Source organism: Amaricoccus sp. W119, assembly GCF_047275745.1.
In the GTDB taxonomy this organism is placed as follows: Bacteria; Pseudomonadota; Alphaproteobacteria; order Rhodobacterales; family Rhodobacteraceae; genus Amaricoccus.
In genome coordinates this window covers 1-16,223 of the sequence record NZ_JBKQWU010000003.1, presented here as the reverse complement: position 1 = coordinate 16,223, position 16,223 = coordinate 1, and the positions used below count along the sequence as shown (strand labels likewise).

At 67.1% G+C, this 16,223-nt stretch carries 19 protein-coding genes; 13 read left to right on the top strand and 6 right to left on the bottom strand.

Annotated elements, in window-relative coordinates; genetic code table 11:
• The first annotated feature begins 109 nt into the window (after positions 1 to 109).
• Positions 110 to 1,690, top strand: coding sequence for a magnesium transporter (mgtE, locus tag ACLJK8_RS03090; protein ID WP_413148550.1), 1,581 nt, complete (start codon positions 110 to 112; stop codon positions 1,688 to 1,690).
• Between the two features lie 21 nt (positions 1,691 to 1,711).
• On the opposite strand, the gene ACLJK8_RS03085 is transcribed toward mgtE, so the two are convergent.
• Positions 1,712 to 1,855 (bottom strand): entericidin A/B family lipoprotein, encoded by a 144-nt coding sequence (locus tag ACLJK8_RS03085; protein ID WP_413148549.1) that lies wholly within the window; start codon positions 1,853 to 1,855, stop codon positions 1,712 to 1,714.
• Positions 1,856 to 1,948: 93 nt separating this feature from the next.
• Complete coding sequence (locus ACLJK8_RS03080; protein ID WP_413148548.1) at positions 1,949 to 3,433, bottom strand: replicative DNA helicase; 1,485 nt, start codon at positions 3,431 to 3,433, stop codon at positions 1,949 to 1,951.
• A gap of 169 nt (positions 3,434 to 3,602) precedes the next feature.
• Here ACLJK8_RS03080 and ACLJK8_RS03075 point away from each other — a divergent pair, with 169 nt between their 5' ends.
• Together ACLJK8_RS03075 and ACLJK8_RS03070 are read left to right on the top strand one after the other, a co-directional pair.
• Positions 3,603 to 4,277 carry a DUF2270 domain-containing protein gene (locus ACLJK8_RS03075; protein WP_413148547.1) on the top strand — a complete coding sequence of 225 codons (675 nt, stop codon included), beginning with the start codon at positions 3,603 to 3,605 and terminating at the stop codon, positions 4,275 to 4,277.
• A gap of 142 nt (positions 4,278 to 4,419) precedes the next feature.
• On the top strand, positions 4,420 to 4,806 hold the full coding sequence (locus ACLJK8_RS03070; protein ID WP_413148546.1) for an ester cyclase: 387 nt from the start codon (positions 4,420 to 4,422) through the stop codon (positions 4,804 to 4,806).
• Positions 4,807 to 4,951: 145 nt separating this feature from the next.
• On the opposite strand, the gene rplI is transcribed toward ACLJK8_RS03070, so the two are convergent.
• The 4 genes from rplI to ACLJK8_RS03050 form a co-directional block, all read right to left on the bottom strand.
• On the bottom strand, positions 4,952 to 5,533 hold the full coding sequence (gene rplI, locus ACLJK8_RS03065; protein ID WP_413148545.1) for a 50S ribosomal protein L9: 582 nt from the start codon (positions 5,531 to 5,533) through the stop codon (positions 4,952 to 4,954).
• A 12-nt stretch (positions 5,534 to 5,545) separates the two neighbouring features.
• A complete protein-coding gene (gene rpsR / locus ACLJK8_RS03060; protein WP_413148544.1) occupies positions 5,546 to 5,773 on the bottom strand; it encodes a 30S ribosomal protein S18 in 228 nt (75 codons plus the stop codon).
• Positions 5,774 to 5,790: 17 nt separating this feature from the next.
• Entirely contained in the window at positions 5,791 to 6,171 is a 381-nt protein-coding gene (rpsF, locus tag ACLJK8_RS03055) for a 30S ribosomal protein S6 (protein WP_413148543.1), read from the bottom strand.
• A 250-nt stretch (positions 6,172 to 6,421) separates the two neighbouring features.
• The gene (locus tag ACLJK8_RS03050; protein ID WP_413148542.1) at positions 6,422 to 7,438 is read right to left on the bottom strand and encodes a 1-aminocyclopropane-1-carboxylate deaminase; all 1,017 of its coding nucleotides are present in this window, start codon (positions 7,436 to 7,438) and stop codon (positions 6,422 to 6,424) included.
• Between the two features lie 141 nt (positions 7,439 to 7,579).
• On the opposite strand from ACLJK8_RS03050, the gene ACLJK8_RS03045 reads away from it, so the two are divergent.
• The 10 genes from ACLJK8_RS03045 to ACLJK8_RS03000 all read left to right on the top strand — a co-directional run bounded on the left by ACLJK8_RS03045 (position 7,580) and on the right by ACLJK8_RS03000 (position 16,163).
• Positions 7,580 to 8,056: an Lrp/AsnC family transcriptional regulator gene (locus ACLJK8_RS03045; RefSeq protein ID WP_413148541.1), complete on the top strand. Its 477-nt coding sequence runs from the start codon at positions 7,580 to 7,582 to the stop codon at positions 8,054 to 8,056.
• Between the two features lie 99 nt (positions 8,057 to 8,155).
• Positions 8,156 to 9,088 (top strand): ACP S-malonyltransferase, encoded by a 933-nt coding sequence (gene fabD, locus ACLJK8_RS03040; protein ID WP_413148540.1) that lies wholly within the window; start codon positions 8,156 to 8,158, stop codon positions 9,086 to 9,088.
• A gap of 31 nt (positions 9,089 to 9,119) precedes the next feature.
• A complete protein-coding gene (fabG, locus tag ACLJK8_RS03035) occupies positions 9,120 to 9,857 on the top strand; it encodes a 3-oxoacyl-[acyl-carrier-protein] reductase (protein WP_413148539.1) in 738 nt (245 codons plus the stop codon).
• 184 nt (positions 9,858 to 10,041) lie between these two features.
• Positions 10,042 to 10,275 carry an acyl carrier protein gene (locus tag ACLJK8_RS03030; RefSeq protein WP_413148538.1) on the top strand — a complete coding sequence of 78 codons (234 nt, stop codon included), beginning with the start codon at positions 10,042 to 10,044 and terminating at the stop codon, positions 10,273 to 10,275.
• Positions 10,276 to 10,414: 139 nt separating this feature from the next.
• Entirely contained in the window at positions 10,415 to 11,683 is a 1,269-nt protein-coding gene (fabF, locus tag ACLJK8_RS03025; RefSeq protein WP_413148537.1) for a beta-ketoacyl-ACP synthase II, read from the top strand.
• Positions 11,684 to 11,692: 9 nt separating this feature from the next.
• Entirely contained in the window at positions 11,693 to 12,691 is a 999-nt protein-coding gene (mltG, locus tag ACLJK8_RS03020; protein WP_413148536.1) for an endolytic transglycosylase MltG, read from the top strand.
• A 430-nt stretch (positions 12,692 to 13,121) separates the two neighbouring features.
• Positions 13,122 to 14,459, top strand: coding sequence for a DNA-packaging protein (locus tag ACLJK8_RS03015; protein WP_413148535.1), 1,338 nt, complete (start codon positions 13,122 to 13,124; stop codon positions 14,457 to 14,459).
• Positions 14,460 to 14,547: 88 nt separating this feature from the next.
• The gene (locus tag ACLJK8_RS03010; protein WP_413148534.1) at positions 14,548 to 15,726 is read left to right on the top strand and encodes a phage portal protein; all 1,179 of its coding nucleotides are present in this window, start codon (positions 14,548 to 14,550) and stop codon (positions 15,724 to 15,726) included.
• The gene (locus ACLJK8_RS03005; protein WP_413148533.1) at positions 15,726 to 15,977 is read left to right on the top strand and encodes a hypothetical protein; all 252 of its coding nucleotides are present in this window, start codon (positions 15,726 to 15,728) and stop codon (positions 15,975 to 15,977) included. The genes ACLJK8_RS03010 and ACLJK8_RS03005 overlap by 1 nt, the downstream gene beginning before the upstream one ends.
• A 9-nt stretch (positions 15,978 to 15,986) precedes the next feature.
• Positions 15,987 to 16,163 carry a hypothetical protein gene (locus ACLJK8_RS03000; RefSeq protein WP_413148532.1) on the top strand — a complete coding sequence of 59 codons (177 nt, stop codon included), beginning with the start codon at positions 15,987 to 15,989 and terminating at the stop codon, positions 16,161 to 16,163.
• Positions 16,164 to 16,223 lie beyond the last annotated feature (60 nt).

Here is a 16,223-nt window from a genome sequence, read left to right as displayed (position 1 = left end):
GGGAATGCCGCCGAAATCGGCGGTGGGGCACAGTTTGTTCGCCGCCGCGGCTTTTTGTCCGGGGCGTTCTGTGTAATTTCGCTGCGCGAGGCCGTGCGAGGAGACGACGATGACCGAGGACGAGAAGCACGCGCCGAAGCCCGGTGACGCCGATGAGCGGGAGGTCGCCCCCCGGCCCGACGCGGAGGGCGGGAACGCCGACGCGGGTCCCGAAATCTCCGACGAGACGGAAGCCGAGGACCGGGCGGCGCGGGAGGCGGCGCGCGCGGCGCGGGAGGCCGAGGAAGAAGCCGCGCGGGCCGAGGAGGCGGCGCGGCTCGAGGCGGAGATCCAGGCCGAGATCGAGGGCGACAAGCTGACCCGGCGCAAGGTCGAGGCGGTGCTCGAAGCCGTCGAGACCGAGGACCGGCCGCGCCTCGAACACCTGCTGGAGCCGCTGCACGCCGCCGACATCGCCGACCTGCTGGAACAGATCAACCGTAACGAGCGGCGCGATCTGATCAAGCTCTGGGGCGACGGATTCGACGGCGCGGTGCTGTCCGAACTCGACGAGGGCGTCCGCGACGAGATCCTCGAGGAACTGCCGGACGCGGTGCTGAAGGCGGCGGTCCAGGATCTCGAGACCGATGACGTGGTCGATCTCGCCGAGGATCTGGACGAGCCGCAGCAGGAACGCCTGCTCGGCGCGCTCGATCTCGTCGACCGGCTCGCGGTCGAACGCTCGCTCGCCACCTACGAGGAATATTCCGCCGGCCGTCTGATGCAGCGCGAGGTCGTGCTCGCCCCCGAACACTGGACGGTGGGTGAGGCGATCGACTTCATGCGCAACGAGGAGGACCTGCCTGAGAGCTTCTACGACATCATCATCGTCAACCCGCAGTTCAAGCCGATCGGCCTCGTCAGCCTCGGCCGGCTGATGGCCGCGCCCCGTGTCGCGCGGCTCCGCGACCTGATGAGCGAGGATTTCCGGACCTTCGAAGTCGACCAGTCGCAGGAGGAAGTCGCCCATGACTTCAACAAGTACCACCTGATCTCGGCGCCGGTGGTCGACGCCGATGGCCGGCTCGTCGGGATGGTGACGATCGACGACGCGATGGGCGTGCTGGAAGAGGAAACGGAAGAGGACTTCCGCCTGCTCGCGGGTGTCGGCGACGAGGGGCTGAACGACGGGGTCGCCGAGATCGCGCGGAGCCGGTTCATCTGGCTCACCATCAATCTCGGCACGGCGATCCTCGCTTCGGCGGTGATCTCGCTCTTCACCGGGGTGATCGAATCGGTGGTGGCGCTCGCGGTCCTGATGCCGATCGTGGCCTCGATGGGCGGTAACGCGGGAACGCAGACGCTGACGGTGGCGGTGCGCGCGCTCGCGACGCGGAACCTGACCGCCTCCAACATGCCGCGCGTGATCGGCCGCGAGGCGGTGGTCGGCCTGATCAACGGGCTGGGCTTCGCCGTGATGATCGGGGCGATGAGCGGGCTCTATTATCAGGATGTGGCCATCGGCGGCGTGATCGCCATCGCAATGGTCGGGAACATGGTGATCGCGGCCTTGGCCGGGGTTCTCGTGCCGATCGGGTTGGAAAGGGTCGGCGCCGATCCGGCGCTGGCCTCCGGGACGTTCGTGACGACGATCACCGATGTCTTCGGCTTCTTCGCCTTTCTGGGGCTGGCGGCGGTCTTTCTCACCTGACCGCCGCCGATTCCCTGGAGGTTACATGCTGTTCTGGGTTTCGGTCGCCTGATCGCTGATGGCCTCTCCGCCCGACTCGATGTCCTGCCCCGCGCCGCGCATGGTGTTGCAGCCCGCGAGAGCGACGACGAAGCCGAGAGCCAGGATGGTGGTGATGGTACGCATGTTAACCTCGCTTGTTTCTGTCCGCTCTCAACGCGGGAGCCGGCAAACGGTTTCAGTCCGCCCGGAATCTCGGGCGAAAGCTCAGCCGGAATCTCAGCCGAAATCGATGTCCGATCCGGCCTGATACGGTCGCACGAGGTTCGAGAACCGGGTGAAGGCGCCCTCGAAGGCGAGGCGCACGGTCCCGACCGGCCCGTGGCGCTGCTTGCCGATGATGCATTCCGCCTTGCCGTGCAGGTCGCTCATCTTGGTCTGCCAGTCGACGTATTTCGGGTCGTTCTGCGGCGGCTCCAGACGCTCGTGGTAGTATTCCTCGCGGAAGACGAACATCACCACGTCGGCGTCCTGCTCGATCGAGCCCGACTCGCGGAGGTCGGAAAGTTGCGGCCGCTTGTCCTCGCGGCTTTCGACCTGACGGGAGAGCTGGGAAAGGGCGATCACCGGAACGTTCAGCTCCTTCGCGATCGCCTTCAGCCCCTGCGTGATCTCGGAGACCTCCTGCACGCGGCCCTCGGACCGGGAGGAGGCGGGGCGGGCGAGCTGCAGATAGTCGATGAAGAGCGCGTCGAGCCCGTGCTGGCGCTTCAGCCTGCGCGCCCGCGCGGCGATGGTCGAGATCGGCAGCGCGGGCGTGTCGTCGATGAAGAGCGGGCAGTTCTCGAGATCGCGCGCCGCCTGGATGAAGCGGCGCATCTCCTCCTCGGTCATGTCGCCGCGGCGGATCTGTTCCGAGGGCACGCGGCTCGCTTCCGAGAGAATGCGCGCCGCGAGCTGTTCGGAGGACATCTCGAGGCTGTAGAAACCAACGACGCCGCCTTCGATCGCCCCCTCGCTGCCATCGGGACGGATGCCGCGCTTGTAGTTCCGCGCGATGTTGTAGGCGATGTTGGTCGCAAGCGCGGTCTTGCCCATAGAGGGACGGCCGGCGAGGATCAGCAGGTCGGAATTGTGCAGCCCGCCCAGCCATTTGTCGATGTCGGCGAGACCGGTCGAGATGCCGGCGAGCCCGCCGTCGCGCAAATAGGCGGCGTTCGCCACGTTGACCGCCTCGGTCACCGCGCGGCGGAAGGTGACGAACCCCTTGTCGACCTTGCCCTGTTCGCCGAGCTGGTAGAGCTCCTGCTCGGCGGCGACGATCTGGTCCTTGGGCTCGCTGTCGAGATCGACGCGCATCGCCTTCTCGGCGATCCCCTGGCCGATCAGGATGAGGTCGCGCCGGATCGCGAGATCGTAGATCAGCTGCGCGTAGTCACGCGCGGCGAAAAGCGAGATCGCCGCCCCCGCGAGCCGGACGAGATAGGCCGGGCCGCCCAGTTCGGCGAGGCCCGCGTCCTCCTCGAAGAAGGCCTTGAGCGTCACGGGGGTCGCGAGCGCGTTCTTCTTGATCCGCTCGCCCGCCACCTCGTAGATCCGGGCATGCACGGGGTCGAAGAAGTGACCCGGGCGCAGAATCGCCGCCACCCGGTCATAGACGTCGTTGTTCACCAGAAGCGCGCCCAGAAGCGCCTGCTCCGCCTCGACATTATGCGGCAGGGTTGTGCCCGAAAGCTCCTCGGGCGCGGTCGGTCCATCGGCCATGCTGCTCTCTCCTCGAAGCGGTCGTTATACCCCGGAAGTCCCGGGGCGCCGCCTGTGAGTTGTGGGGATAGCGGGGAACACCTCGGGACGGCAAGTGCTGGCTCGGCCCGGCGGGTTGCGATAGTGGACTACCGGGTGGAGACTGTCCGGAACGACAGGGGGACGAGGCATGGACGCGGGCCAGGACGACAAGAGCGGAAAGTTCGACTCGGCCGAAATGGGAATGCTGGCGCATATCTACCGGGCCGAGGTCTACCGGAGCACGATCTGGCGAACGCGGCTCGACCAGACGACGAACTGGGCGGTGGTGACGACCGGCCTCGCGCTGTCGCTGACCTTCGCCGGCCCCGGAGCCTCGCCGCTGCCGCTGATTCTGGTCGGCCTCTTGGTCGCGGTATTCCTGATGTTCGAGGCGCGGCGCTACCGCTACTTCAACGTCTGGCGCGCGCGATGCCGCCTCCTCGAGACGGATGTCTGCGGACCCCTGCTGCGCGGCGAGGGCGTGCGCCGGGACGGCAGCTGGAACCGGCTGCTGGCCAACGACTACCAGCACCCGGATTTCCACATCAGCTATCTCCGCGCGATCGGGCGACGGATTCGCAAGAACTACGGCTATATCCTCGCGGTGCAGGCGGTGGCCTATTACGGGAAGCTCGCGATCCACCCGATCTCGGTGCCGAACTGGGACGTCTTCCTGATCCGCGCCGCCGTCGGGCCGATCCCGGGGCTCGTCGTCGTGCTCGCGGGGCTGGTGTTCCACGGCACCTGGGTCGTCATCGCCATCCTCACCGCCCGTCAGGACCGCCTGGCCTGGCAGGTCCGGACCAGCGCGGCGGTGGGGTGAGGGGTGAACCGGCGATGGTCCGATGCGCGCGGACGTGTCTGTTACGGGGCAGGGTCCGAGACGCGGGACAAAGCAGACGTGCCGTTGCCTCTTCTCTCCCGCAAATTGTAGTCAGTGCAGGCGGAACACTGAGGAGGGAGCAGTGGGGCGAGACGAGATCATACAGTCCTATCAGGGATACATCGCGTGCTTGAACAGGCAGGGATGGCAGGATCTTCATCATTTTGTTGCCAACCAAGTGCGATACAACGACGCCACAATCGGCCTCGAAGGCTACTTGGACATGCTCGTTGCGGATTTCCGTGCTATCCCTGATCTTTCCTTCAACATCGCGGTTCTTGCCTGCGACCCGCCCATAATTGCCAGCCGGCTTGCATTCGACTGCACGCCGGCGGGCGAACTCTTCGGTTTAGGCGTGAACGGCAAGCGGGTCCGCTTCGACGAGAATGTGTTCTACGAATTCCGGGATGGAAAGATTCAGAACGTCTGGTCCATCATCGACAAGTCAAGTATCGCCGCGCAAATCTGAGATTTTGTAGGATAGCATGGGCTCAACGCAGCCGTTCAAGGGTGGATTGGACGCCCGCCGCGGCTGGTGCGACACAGGACAGTAGTCCAAAAAAGAAAGCCCCGCCGGAGGGGCGGGGCTTTCCAGATGTCCGAGGTCGGAACGCTCAGCGGTCGTCGTCGCCGGGTTCGACCGCGCCGCCGATGTCGTCGAAGAGTTCCTGAATATCGAACTCCGCCTCGGCGTCGGCCTCGGCCTGGAGGTCCTGGATGCTCTTGCCGGTGGCCTGGATCTCGGCTTCCTCGGTGCTGCGCGCGACGTTGACGGTGATCGTCGCGGTCACTTCGGGGTGCAGGTGCACCTCGATGCCGTGCAGGCCCAGTTCCTTGATCGGCTGGTTCAGCACGACCTGTCGGCGGTCGAGCGAGAATCCGTTCTCGGTCGCGGCGTCGGCGATGTCGCGGGTGTTGACCGACCCGTAGAGCGCGCCGCCGTCGGAGGCGGAGCGAATCACGACGAAGCTCTGGCCGTCGAGCTTGGCGGCGACCTTCTCGGCCTCGCCCTTGGCTTCGAGGTTGCGGGCTTCGAGCTGCGCGCGCTCGTTCTCGAAGCGCTTCATGTTCGCGGGCGTCGCGCGGAGCGCCTTGCCCTGCGGCAGCAGGAAGTTGCGGGCGTAGCCCTGCTTGACGTTCACGACCTCGCCCATCTGGCCGAGTTTCGCGACGCGTTCGAGAAGTACGACTTCCATCTCTCTGGCTCCTTACTTCACGGCGTAGGGCAGGAGGGCGACGAAGCGGGCGCGCTTGATCGCGCGGGCAAGCTCACGCTGCTTCTTCGAGGAAACGGCGGTGATGCGCGAGGGCACGATCTTGCCGCGTTCGGAGATGTAGCGCTGCAGCAGCTTCACGTCCTTGTAGTCGATCCGGGGCGCGTTGGCACCCGAGAAGGGGCAGGACTTGCGGCGGCGGAAAAACGGTCTGGTCGCCATGGTTTATGCCTTCCTGCTCAGTTGTTGTCGTCGTCGCGGCGCGGGCGGCGGCCGCGGTCGCGCTCGTCGCGCTGGTTCTTCGACTGGACGACCACCGAGGGGCCTTCCTCATGGGCGTCGACCTTCACGGTCAGGACGCGCATCACGTCCTCGTGGAGCCGCATCAGCCGCTCCATTTCCTGAACCGCGTCGGAGGGCGCATCCGACTTCAGGAAGGCGTAATGCCCCTTGCGGTTCTTGTTGATCTTGTAGGCCATCGTCTTGAGGCCCCAGTATTCGGAGCCGACGACCGAGCCGCCGTTGTCCTTCAGGACCTGGCCGAAATGTTCGATGAGGCCTTCGGCCTGCGCGTTGGAGAGATCCTGACGCGCGATGAAGACATGCTCGTAAAGAGACATATGTCACCTGTTTCCAAGCGGGCTTCAAAATGGAACCGACCCCCTCCTGGTCCATACGAGAGGCCGCGCGACGCAATCCTTGGAGGGATGCCGGGCTATGTCAGATCGGCCGTGAAAAGGCAAGGGCGGCGGTGCTGGCCGAACCGGGGGCGCTTCCCGTCGCGCGGGCGGGACGCGATGGAGAAACGCCTTGGGCGCGGACATGCATTAGCATATTGACCGCCCGGACCCGGCTCGCCCGGTCGCCGGATCAGCCGTTGCGATATGTATATGCATATCCGTTGAGCGCCGGGGCGCCGCCGAGATGGGCGTAGAGAACGCGGGAGCCTTTCGGGAAGAAGCCCTTGCGCGTCAGGTCGATCATGCCCTGCATCGATTTCCCCTCATAGACCGGGTCGGTGATCATCGCCTCGGTCCGGGCGGCGAGGCGGATCGCCTCGTTGGTCTCGCGCGAGGGGACGCCATAGGCGGGATAGGCGTAGTCGGGGTTGATGTGGATGTCGGCCCCGGTGATCTCCTGTCCGAGTTCGACCAGATCGGCGGTCCTGCGCGCGATCTCCGCGACCTGGGCGCGGGTCTGGTCGAGCGTGCCGGAGCCGTCGATGCCGATCACCCTTTCGGCGCGGCCATCCGCCTTGAAGCCGACGATCATGCCGGCCTGGGTCGAGCCGGTGACCACGCAGACGATGATATAGTCGAAGGCGAAGCCGAGCTCCGCCTCCTGCGCGCGCACCTCCTCGGCGAAGCCGACATAGCCGAGGCCGCCGAGCGGGTGGACCGAGGCGCCGGCGGGAATGCCGTAGGGCTTGCCGCCCGAGGCCCGTACCTCGTCCATCGCGGCCTCCCAGGTCTTGCGGATGCCGATGTCGAACCCGTCCTCGACGACGCGGCTGTCGGCGCCCATCAGGCGGGTCATCAGGATGTTGCCGACGCGGTCGTAGACGGCATCCTCGTGCGGCACCCAGCTTTCCTGCACGAGCCGGCATTTGAGCCCGAGCTTGGCGGCGACCGCCGCGACCATGCGGGTGTGGTTCGACTGCACGCCGCCGATCGAGACCAGCGTATCCGCCCCGGAGGCGAGGATGTCGGGCACGATGTATTCGAGCTTGCGGAGCTTGTTGCCGCCCATGGCGAGGCCGGAGTTGCAGTCCTCGCGCTTGGCGTAGATCTCGACCTCGCCGCCGAGCGCTTCGGTCAGCCGCGGCAGATGCTCGATCGGCGTCGGGCCGAAGGTGAGGGGGTAGCGTTCGAATTTGTCGAGGCGCATGCGGACTCCGTTGCGTTCTGTTTCGGGGCCCGGGTTAGCACGGGCGGCGCGGTGAGTGCTTTCAAACTTGGGAGCATTCCCATGCTATCCGTTGCGTCAGGTTGGCCAGCCTGAGAGAAGAGAACTATGTCGGCCCGTGACATGAACGAATCTTCCGAAGCCGAACTGGACCGAATCGACCTCCTGCTGCTGCGTGCGTCGCAGGAGGACGGGCGGATGTCGAACGCGGATCTGGCGGAGCGGATCAGCGTCAGCCCGGCGACCTGTCATCGACGGACGCGGCGGCTGATCGACGCGGGGGTAATCCGCGAGGTCCGGGCGGTGATCGCGCCGGAGCGGGTCGGGCTTGGCGCCGTGGTGCTGGTCGGCGTGGTCCTCGACCGCTCGACCCCGGAGAGTTTCGCGGCCTTCGAGACGGCGGTGCTGGCCTTGCCGGTGGTGCTCGACTGCCATCTGGTCGCCGGAGATTTCGACTATCTCCTGAAGATCCGCGCGCGCGACATCGGTGACTTCAACAAGCTGCACGCCGAGGCGCTGATCGCGCTTCCCGGCGTCCGGCAGACGCGGACCTTCTTCGTGATGAAGGAAGTCAAGGAGGGCGGCCGGCTCGCGTTCTGAGGGAATGGCGGGTGGGAATGGTGGGTGAATCACCCACCCTACGGCTGGACGCTCGGGCGGGCGGGCGCTAGTCAGGCTGAAAACGAGGGAGACCGGACCATGAAACGGGCGTTTGTCTTCCCTGGGCAGGGCGCTCAGGTGATCGGCATGGGCAAGGATCTCGCGGAGGCCTATCCGGCCGCGGCGGCGGTGTTCGAGGAAGTGGACGCGGCGCTTGGCGAGAAGCTTTCGGCCCTGATCTGGGACGGCGACATCGCCGATCTCACCCTGACCGCCAATGCGCAGCCGGCGCTGATGGCGACTTCGCTCGCGGCGTTCCGGGCGATGGAGGCCGAGGGGTTCGGCATCGACAAGGCGGCTTTCGTCGCCGGCCATTCGCTCGGCGAATATTCGGCGCTGGCGGCCGCCGGGGCCTTGAGCGTGAGCGACGCGGCGCGGCTGCTCAGGCTTCGAGGCCGGGCGATGCAGGAGGCGGTGCCGGTCGGCGTCGGCGCGATGGCGGCGCTGCTCGGGCTCGATCTCGCGGGCGCCGAGGCCGTCGCGGCCGAGGCGGCGCAGGGCGAGGTCTGCGAGGCGGCGAACGACAACGACCCGGCGCAGGTCGTGGTCTCGGGCAACAAGGCCGCCGTGGAGCGCGCGGTGGAGATCGCCAAGGCGAAGGGTGCCAAGCGCGCGCTGCTCCTGCCGGTGAGCGCGCCGTTCCATTGCGCGCTGATGGCGCCGGCGGCGGAAGCGATGCGGGCCGCGCTCGGCGATGTGGAGATCAGGGCGCCGGCGGTGCCGGTGGTCGCCAATGTCGTCGCCGAGGCCGTGAGCGATCCGGACGAGATCCGGCGCCTCCTGGTCGAGCAGGTGACGGGCCGGGTGCGCTGGCGCGAGAGCGTGCTCTGGATGGCCGGGCAGGGCGTTCAGGAGATGGTCGAGATCGGCGCCGGCAAGGCGCTGAGCGGGATGATCCGCCGGATCGACAGAAGTGTCGCGGTCAGCGCGGTCAACGGGCCGGCCGATGTGGCGGCCCTGGCGTCCGCGTGACGCGAAGCTCGGGTCTGAGGGGGAGGAAAGCATGTTCGATCTGACGGGAAAGGCCGCGCTGGTGACGGGGGCCTCGGGGGGCATCGGCGGCCATGTGGCGCGGGTGCTAGCGGCACAGGGCGCGAAGGTCGCGCTGTCGGGCACACGGGTCGCGCCGCTCGAGGAACTCGCGGGGGAGATCGGCGACGCGGCCTTCGTGGTGCCCTGCGACCTGTCCGACCCGGAAGCGGTCGACGCGCTGCCGAAACGGGCGGCGGAGGCGATGGGCGGGGTCGACATTCTCGTCAACAACGCCGGGATCACGCGCGATCAACTCTTCATGCGCATGTCCGACGAGGACTGGGCGACGGTCATCGCGGTGAACCTGACGAGCGTGATGAAGCTTTCGCGCGGCGTGCTCCGGGGCATGATGAAGGCACGCTGGGGGCGGATCATCAACATCAGCTCGGTCGTCGGCGTGACGGGCAATCCCGGACAGGCCAACTACGCGGCGAGCAAGGCGGGCGTGATCGGCATGTCGAAGAGCCTCGCCCAGGAGGTCGCGGGCCGGGGCGTGACGGTGAACTGCGTCGCGCCGGGCTTCATCGCGACGGCGATGACCGACGCGCTGAACGACGATCAGCGGGGGCGGATTCTCGGTGGCATTCCGGCCGGGCGGATGGGGAGTTCCGAGGAGATCGCCGCCGCCGTGGCCTATCTCGCGTCGTCGGAGGCAGGCTATGTGACCGGACAGACTCTGCACGTAAATGGCGGAATGGCCATGATTTAACCACCGGGGGGCGCGACTTGGCGCCACCCGCATTAACATTTGCGGCGCGCCCCGGTTATGCTATAGCGCGCGACGAGCCATAGGCGAGCTTCGGACCACCTCGGACTGCCCGAGCGGCGCGACGGACCGGGGATCGGCGGAAAAGGTCAAGACTCCCGGACCGGGATCCAAAGAGGAAGAGACAATGAGCGATATCGCAGAACGCGTCAAAAAGATCGTCGTGGAGCATCTGAGCGTTGACGAGTCCAAGGTCACCGACAACGCCTCGTTCATCGACGACCTCGGCGCGGACAGCCTCGACACCGTCGAGCTGGTGATGGCGTTCGAAGAAGAATTCGGCATCGAGATCCCGGACGACGCGGCCGAGACGATCCAGACCTACGGCGACGCGGTGAAGTTCATCTCGGCGAACTCCTGACCGATTGCCCTGAATTCGGTGCGGCGCGACGGCGTCCGGGGGTTCCGGGCGCCGTTTTCATGTGCTGGCACGGTCCCCGGGCTTGTCGGTCCGCGGGCTTCGGGCTAAAGGGTCGCAAAACCGACAAGAGGGCGTGAAAATGACGAAGCGGCGCGTGGTTATCACCGGTCTTGGCCTGGTTACGCCCCTGGCCAGCGGCGTGGAGGAGACCTGGGCCCGGCTGATCGCCGGCCAGTCGGGCGCGGGCAAGATCACGCGGTTCGACGCGAGTCATCTCGCCTGCGACATCGCCTGCGAGGTTCCCCGCGGCGACGGGACGGACGGCACCTTCAACGCCGATGACTGGATGCCGCCGAAGGAGCAGCGCAAGGTCGACGACTTCATCCTCTTCGCGATGGCGGCGGCGCAGATGGCGGTCGAGGACTCGGGCTGGATGCCCGAGGACGAGGCCGACCGGGAGCGCACGGGCGTGATCATCGGCTCCGGCATCGGCGGTCTGGATAACATCGCCCAGACGGCGATCACGCTGAAGGAGAAGGGCCCCCGGCGGGTGTCCCCGTTCTTCATCACGGGCAGCCTCATCAACCTCTGCTCGGGGCAGGTTTCGATCAAGTACGGGTTCAAGGGTCCGAACCATGCCGTGGTCACCGCCTGTTCGAGCGGGGCACATGCCATCGGCGACGGCGCCCGGCTCATCAAGTACGGCGACGCCGATGTGATGGTCGCGGGCGGCGCGGAGGGTGCGATCTGCGAGATCGGCATCGCCGGATTCGCCGCCTGCAAGGCGCTCTCGACCGGGTTCAACGATACGCCCGAGAAGGCCAGCAGACCCTATGACAAGGATCGCGACGGTTTCGTCATGGGCGAAGGCGCGGGGATCGTGGTCCTCGAGGAATACGAGCATGCCAAGGCGCGCGGGGCGAAGATCTACGCCGAGGTGATCGGCTATGGCCTCTCCGGCGACGCCCATCACATCACCTCGCCGGCGCCCGATGGCAGCGGCGGTTACCGGGCGATGGCGGCGGCGCTGAAGGACGCCGGGATCGCGCCGGCGGACATCGACTATGTGAACGCGCATGGGACCTCGACGCCGGTCGGCGACGAGATCGAACTCGGGGCCGTCGCTCGGCTCCTCGGGAACGCGGCGAGCAAGGTGACGATGTCCTCGACGAAATCGGCGACCGGGCATCTGCTTGGCGCGGCTGGCGCGATCGAGGCGATCTTCTGCGTGCTGGCGCTGCGCGATCAGGTGGCGCCTCCGACGCTGAACCTCGACAATCCGAGCGTCGAGACCCCGATTGACCTGGCGCCGAAGGAAGCGGTGAAGCGGGAGATCAACATCGCGCTCTCGAATTCGTTCGGCTTCGGCGGCACCAATGCCTCGCTGGTCCTGCGCCGTCCGGTGTAGGATCGCCGCATGTTTCGGAACCTCGCCGCCAATGCCCTGACCGTCCTGATCGTCGGCCTCGCCCTGCTCTTCGGGGTGATCGTCTGGGGGCAGCGGCAGTATGCCGCGCCGGGGCCGTTGGCGGAGCCACTGCTGATGGAGGTCGATCGCGGCGAGGGGCTGTCGAGCATCGCCGCGAAACTCGAGGACGGCGGGGCCATTCGCAACGGGTCGATGTTCCGGATCGCCGCTCGGTATTCGAAACAGGATCAGGGGCTCAGATACGGCGAATACGAGATCCCCGCCGGCGCCTCGATGAAGGATATCCTCGCGCTGATGAACCGGGGCGGCAACGTCCTGCGCCAGATCGTCGTGCCTGAAGGCTGGACGAGCTGGCAGGTGGTCGAGTTGCTGAACGGGCGGGACGACCTGTCGGGCGAGATCGCCGAGGTCCCGGGCGAAGGGTCGCTGGCGCCGGCGGGCTATGACTACCAGCGGGGCGATTCGCGCCAGGCGCTGATCGACCGGATGCGCGGGCGGCAGGAGGAGATTCTCGCCGAGGCCTGGGCCAACCGGAAACAGGGCCTGCCGCTCAGCACGCCGGAGGAACTGCTGATCCTCGCCTCGATCGTCGAGAAGGAGACCGGCGTGCCCGACGAGCGGGCGATGGTGGCCTCGGTCTTCGAGAACCGGCTGCGGGAGGGCATGCGCCTGCAGACCGACCCGACGGTGATCTATGGGCTGACCGAGGGCAGGGAGGCACTGGGACGCGGCCTTCGGGCGAGCGAGCTATCGCGGCCAACTCCTTACAATACTTATGTGATTCAGGGGCTGCCGCCGACGCCGATCGCCAATCCCGGCAAGGCGGCGATCGAGGCGACGGCCAATCCGGCGGATGGTGACATGCGCTATTTCGTGGCGGATGGCACTGGTGGCCACGTCTTCGCCGCGTCGCTGAGCGAACATAATCGCAACGTGGCCGCCTGGCGTCGGATCGAGGCGGAGCGGCAGAGGGAGGCCGGCCAGTAGCCGATTTCGCGCAACCAGAGATTTAGCTGTTGACATAGCGTACGCCCTAAGGTATACCTTCGGGCAAGCTGGTAGAAATGCGACGGCAGACACGCCCTTGGGCGTGAGCTGCCGTTTTCGTTTCGGCCCGGGCGGAGCAGCCAGGGCGATCATCACATGACAATCTCAGCTTATGAATTGGCGGCGCCGAGCGATCTGCTTGAGCGTGCGCGAGAGTTGTATCGTGATCTCACCGTGGCACTTCACGGGCGGATCGCGCGCAGCATCGACGGGCGTCAGCCCGGTAGCGGCAGGCGGGACGAGGCTCTGATCCGGGCGCACCAGACTGCCTTGCAAACTGTTCTCGACATCGAGGCTGGTCTTGGCGCACGAAGCAGATCGGAGGGGGCGGGCGGAGAGCTCGACCTCGACGCCGCGCGAGCGGAAATCCTTGCGAGACTTTCTGTCTGGTCAAAGCGAGGCTGACCGCGACCGTTTCCTCAACGGTCTTTCGCCGAACGCCCTCGCCGCTCTCCCCTGGCTCTTCGAGCACTGGGCACTTGAAGGTCACCAGTTGCCTCCTGAGGGCGACTGGACGACCTGGGTGATCCTCGGGGGACGCGGCGCAGGCAAGACACGCGCGGGCGCGGAGTGGATCCGCGCCCGCGTAGAAGGAGCCTGCCCGGAAGATCCGGGCGAGTGCTCCCGCGTCGCGTTGATCGCGGAGACACTCGATCAGGCCCGCGACGTGATGGTTTTCGGGGAGTCGGGCATCCTGCGATGCTCGCCCCCGGACCGGATACCGGACTGGCAGGCCTCCCGCCGCCGGCTGGTCTGGCCGAACGGCGCGGAGGCGCGGATCTTCTCGGCGAGCGATCCCGAGAGCCTGCGCGGCCCGCAGTTCGACTGCGCCTGGAGCGACGAGTTGGCGAAATGGCCGAAGGGTCAGGCGACCTGGGACATGCTCCAGTTCGGGCTCCGGCTCGGGACGCGGCCCCGGCAGTTGGTGACGACCACGCCGCGGAACAACGCTCTCCTGCGCGCCATTCTGGCCGACGTGGAAACGGTCAGGACGGCGGCGCCGACCTCGGCGAACCGGATGCATCTCGCGAAGAGCTTCCTAGAGACCGTGACCCGGCGCTACGCCGGAAGCAGGCTCGGCCGGCAGGAACTCGACGGCGCTATGCTCACGGATGTCGAAGGCGCGCTCTGGACCTGGCCGATGCTGGAGGCGGCGCGAACGCCGCGCCCGCTCGAGCTCACGCGCGTTGTCGTGGCGGTCGATCCCCCGGTGAGCGCCGGCGAGGATGCCGATGAATGCGGGATCGTCGTCGCGGGGGTCGCGCGGGACGGCCACCCCAAGGATTGGATCGGCGAGGTCATCTTCGACGGCAGCGTGAAGGGAGCGACGCCGACGGTCTGGGCGGCGCGCGCGGTGGAGCTGTTTCACCGCTTCAAGGCCGACCGTCTGATCGCCGAGGTCAACCAGGGAGGCGATCTCGTGTCCACCGTGGTGCGGCAGGTCGATCCCCTGGTGTCGTTCCGCGCGGTCCGGGCCTCGCGGGGCAAGGCGGTCCGGGCGGAGCCGGTCGCGGCCCTCTACGAACAGGGCCGGATCTGCCATCGGGGAGCTTTCCCGGCGCTTGAAGATCAGATGACGGCCATGAGCGTCAACGGTTTTACCGGGCGTGGCAGCCCGGACCGGGTCGACGCGCTGGTCTGGGCGATGACCGAGCTCATGATCGAGCCGGCCGAAAGCTGGCGCGAGCCCCGGGTGCGCGGGCTCTGAGCGATCACCTCCCGCGAGGCGCGACGACGCGCCCGGCGCGGGACGGTCACGACACGACACATGCAAGGGCAATTCGGGAGCGGGCCTCATGGTCTTGCAACTCTTTCGCGCGGGAGCGCCGCGGGTACCGGAGGCGAAGGCTTCGGCGGCCGCGCCGCTGATTGCCTTTCAGGCGGCGGGGCGCGCCGCCTGGTCGTCCCGCGATCCCGGAACGCTGACGCGCATCGGCTTCCTCGACAATCCGGTCGGCCACCGATGCGTCAAGATCATCGCCGAGGCGGCGGCTGCGGTCCCGGTGATCGCGCAGGACATCGATCGCCGTTTCGACACGCATCCGGTGCTGGATCTCCTCGCGGCCCCCAATCCGGGGCAGAGCGGCGCCGCGCTCATGGAGGCGTTCTATGGCAATCTCCTGCTCGCAGGCGACGCATACCTGGAGGCCGCGGGGCAGCATACGGCGGGAGGGCCGCGCGAACTGCATTGCCTGCGGTCCGATCGGATGAGCGTGGTTCCCGGCGCCGATGGCTGGCCCGAGGCCTATCAATACGCCGTGGGCGCGCGCAAACATGTCTTCGACATGCGGGTCCCCGACCAGCCGCCGATCCTGCATGTGAAGAGCTTCCACCCGATGGACGATCACTATGGGCTGACGCCGCTCCGCGCGGCGGGAAGCGCGATCGACGTGCACAATTCCGCCGGCGCCTGGTCGAAGGGTCTGCTCGACAACGCGGCGCGGCCCTCCGGCGCGATCGTCTACCGGGGCGCCGACGGGATGGGCGCGCTGGGGCAGGATCAGTATAGCAGGCTCATCGACGAGCTCGAAGCGCATCATCAGGGTGCGCGCAATGCCGGGCGGCCGATGCTGCTGGAGGGTGGGCTCGACTGGAAGCCGATGGGCTTCTCACCCTCCGACATGGAGTTCCACAAGACGAAGGAGGCGGCCGCGCGCGATATCGCGCTCGTCTTCGGGGTGCCGCCGATGCTGCTCGGGCTGCCGGGCGACAATACCTACGCCAATTATCAGGAGGCGCACCGGGCCTTCTATCGCCTCACCGTGCTGCCGATGGTCGCGAAGACGCTGGCGGCGCTCTCGGGATGGCTGCCGCCGTTCTACGGCACGGCGTTCCAGCTTCGGGTCGATGAGGACAATGTCCCGGCGCTCTCGGCCGAGCGGGAGGCGCTCTGGTCGCGGATCGCCGCGGCCGATTTCCTGAGCGAGACCGAGAAGCGCCGCATGCTGGGTCTTCCCGGCGCGAAGGAGGCGTGATGCGGCAGAGTTCGACGGCCCGGGTCGGCGGGTCGCGGTTTCTCTACGAACCGTTCGACGCGGCCTCCGCGCGGCTGGAAGTGAACGAGCGCATCGCGGAGGAGCGATGGTCGCAGCTCGAGCGAAGGCTTGTGCAGATCGAAGTCGGACTCGACCGGCTCGAACGGCGCATCTGGGTCGCGGTCTATGGCGCGGCCTCGCTGATCCTCGCGGATATCGCCTACGGGCTCATGAACGTCACCGGTTCCTGAGGAGGGAGCATGAACTTCGGATTGCAAGGGGCGCTCGAGACCAAGTTCGCCAAGTTCGGCGGTGATCTCGGGCTTGGCGATGGGACCGAGATCGCCGGGTATGCGAGCCTGTTCGGCGCGCCGGACCAGGGCGGTGAATTGGCCCCCGTTTCGACCGGACACTTGAGCACAGCCATGGAGGCTTAGGCATATGCCTGAGCACGTGCTTATGTCTGAGATAGAGATCATCACTGATGGCGGCCGTCG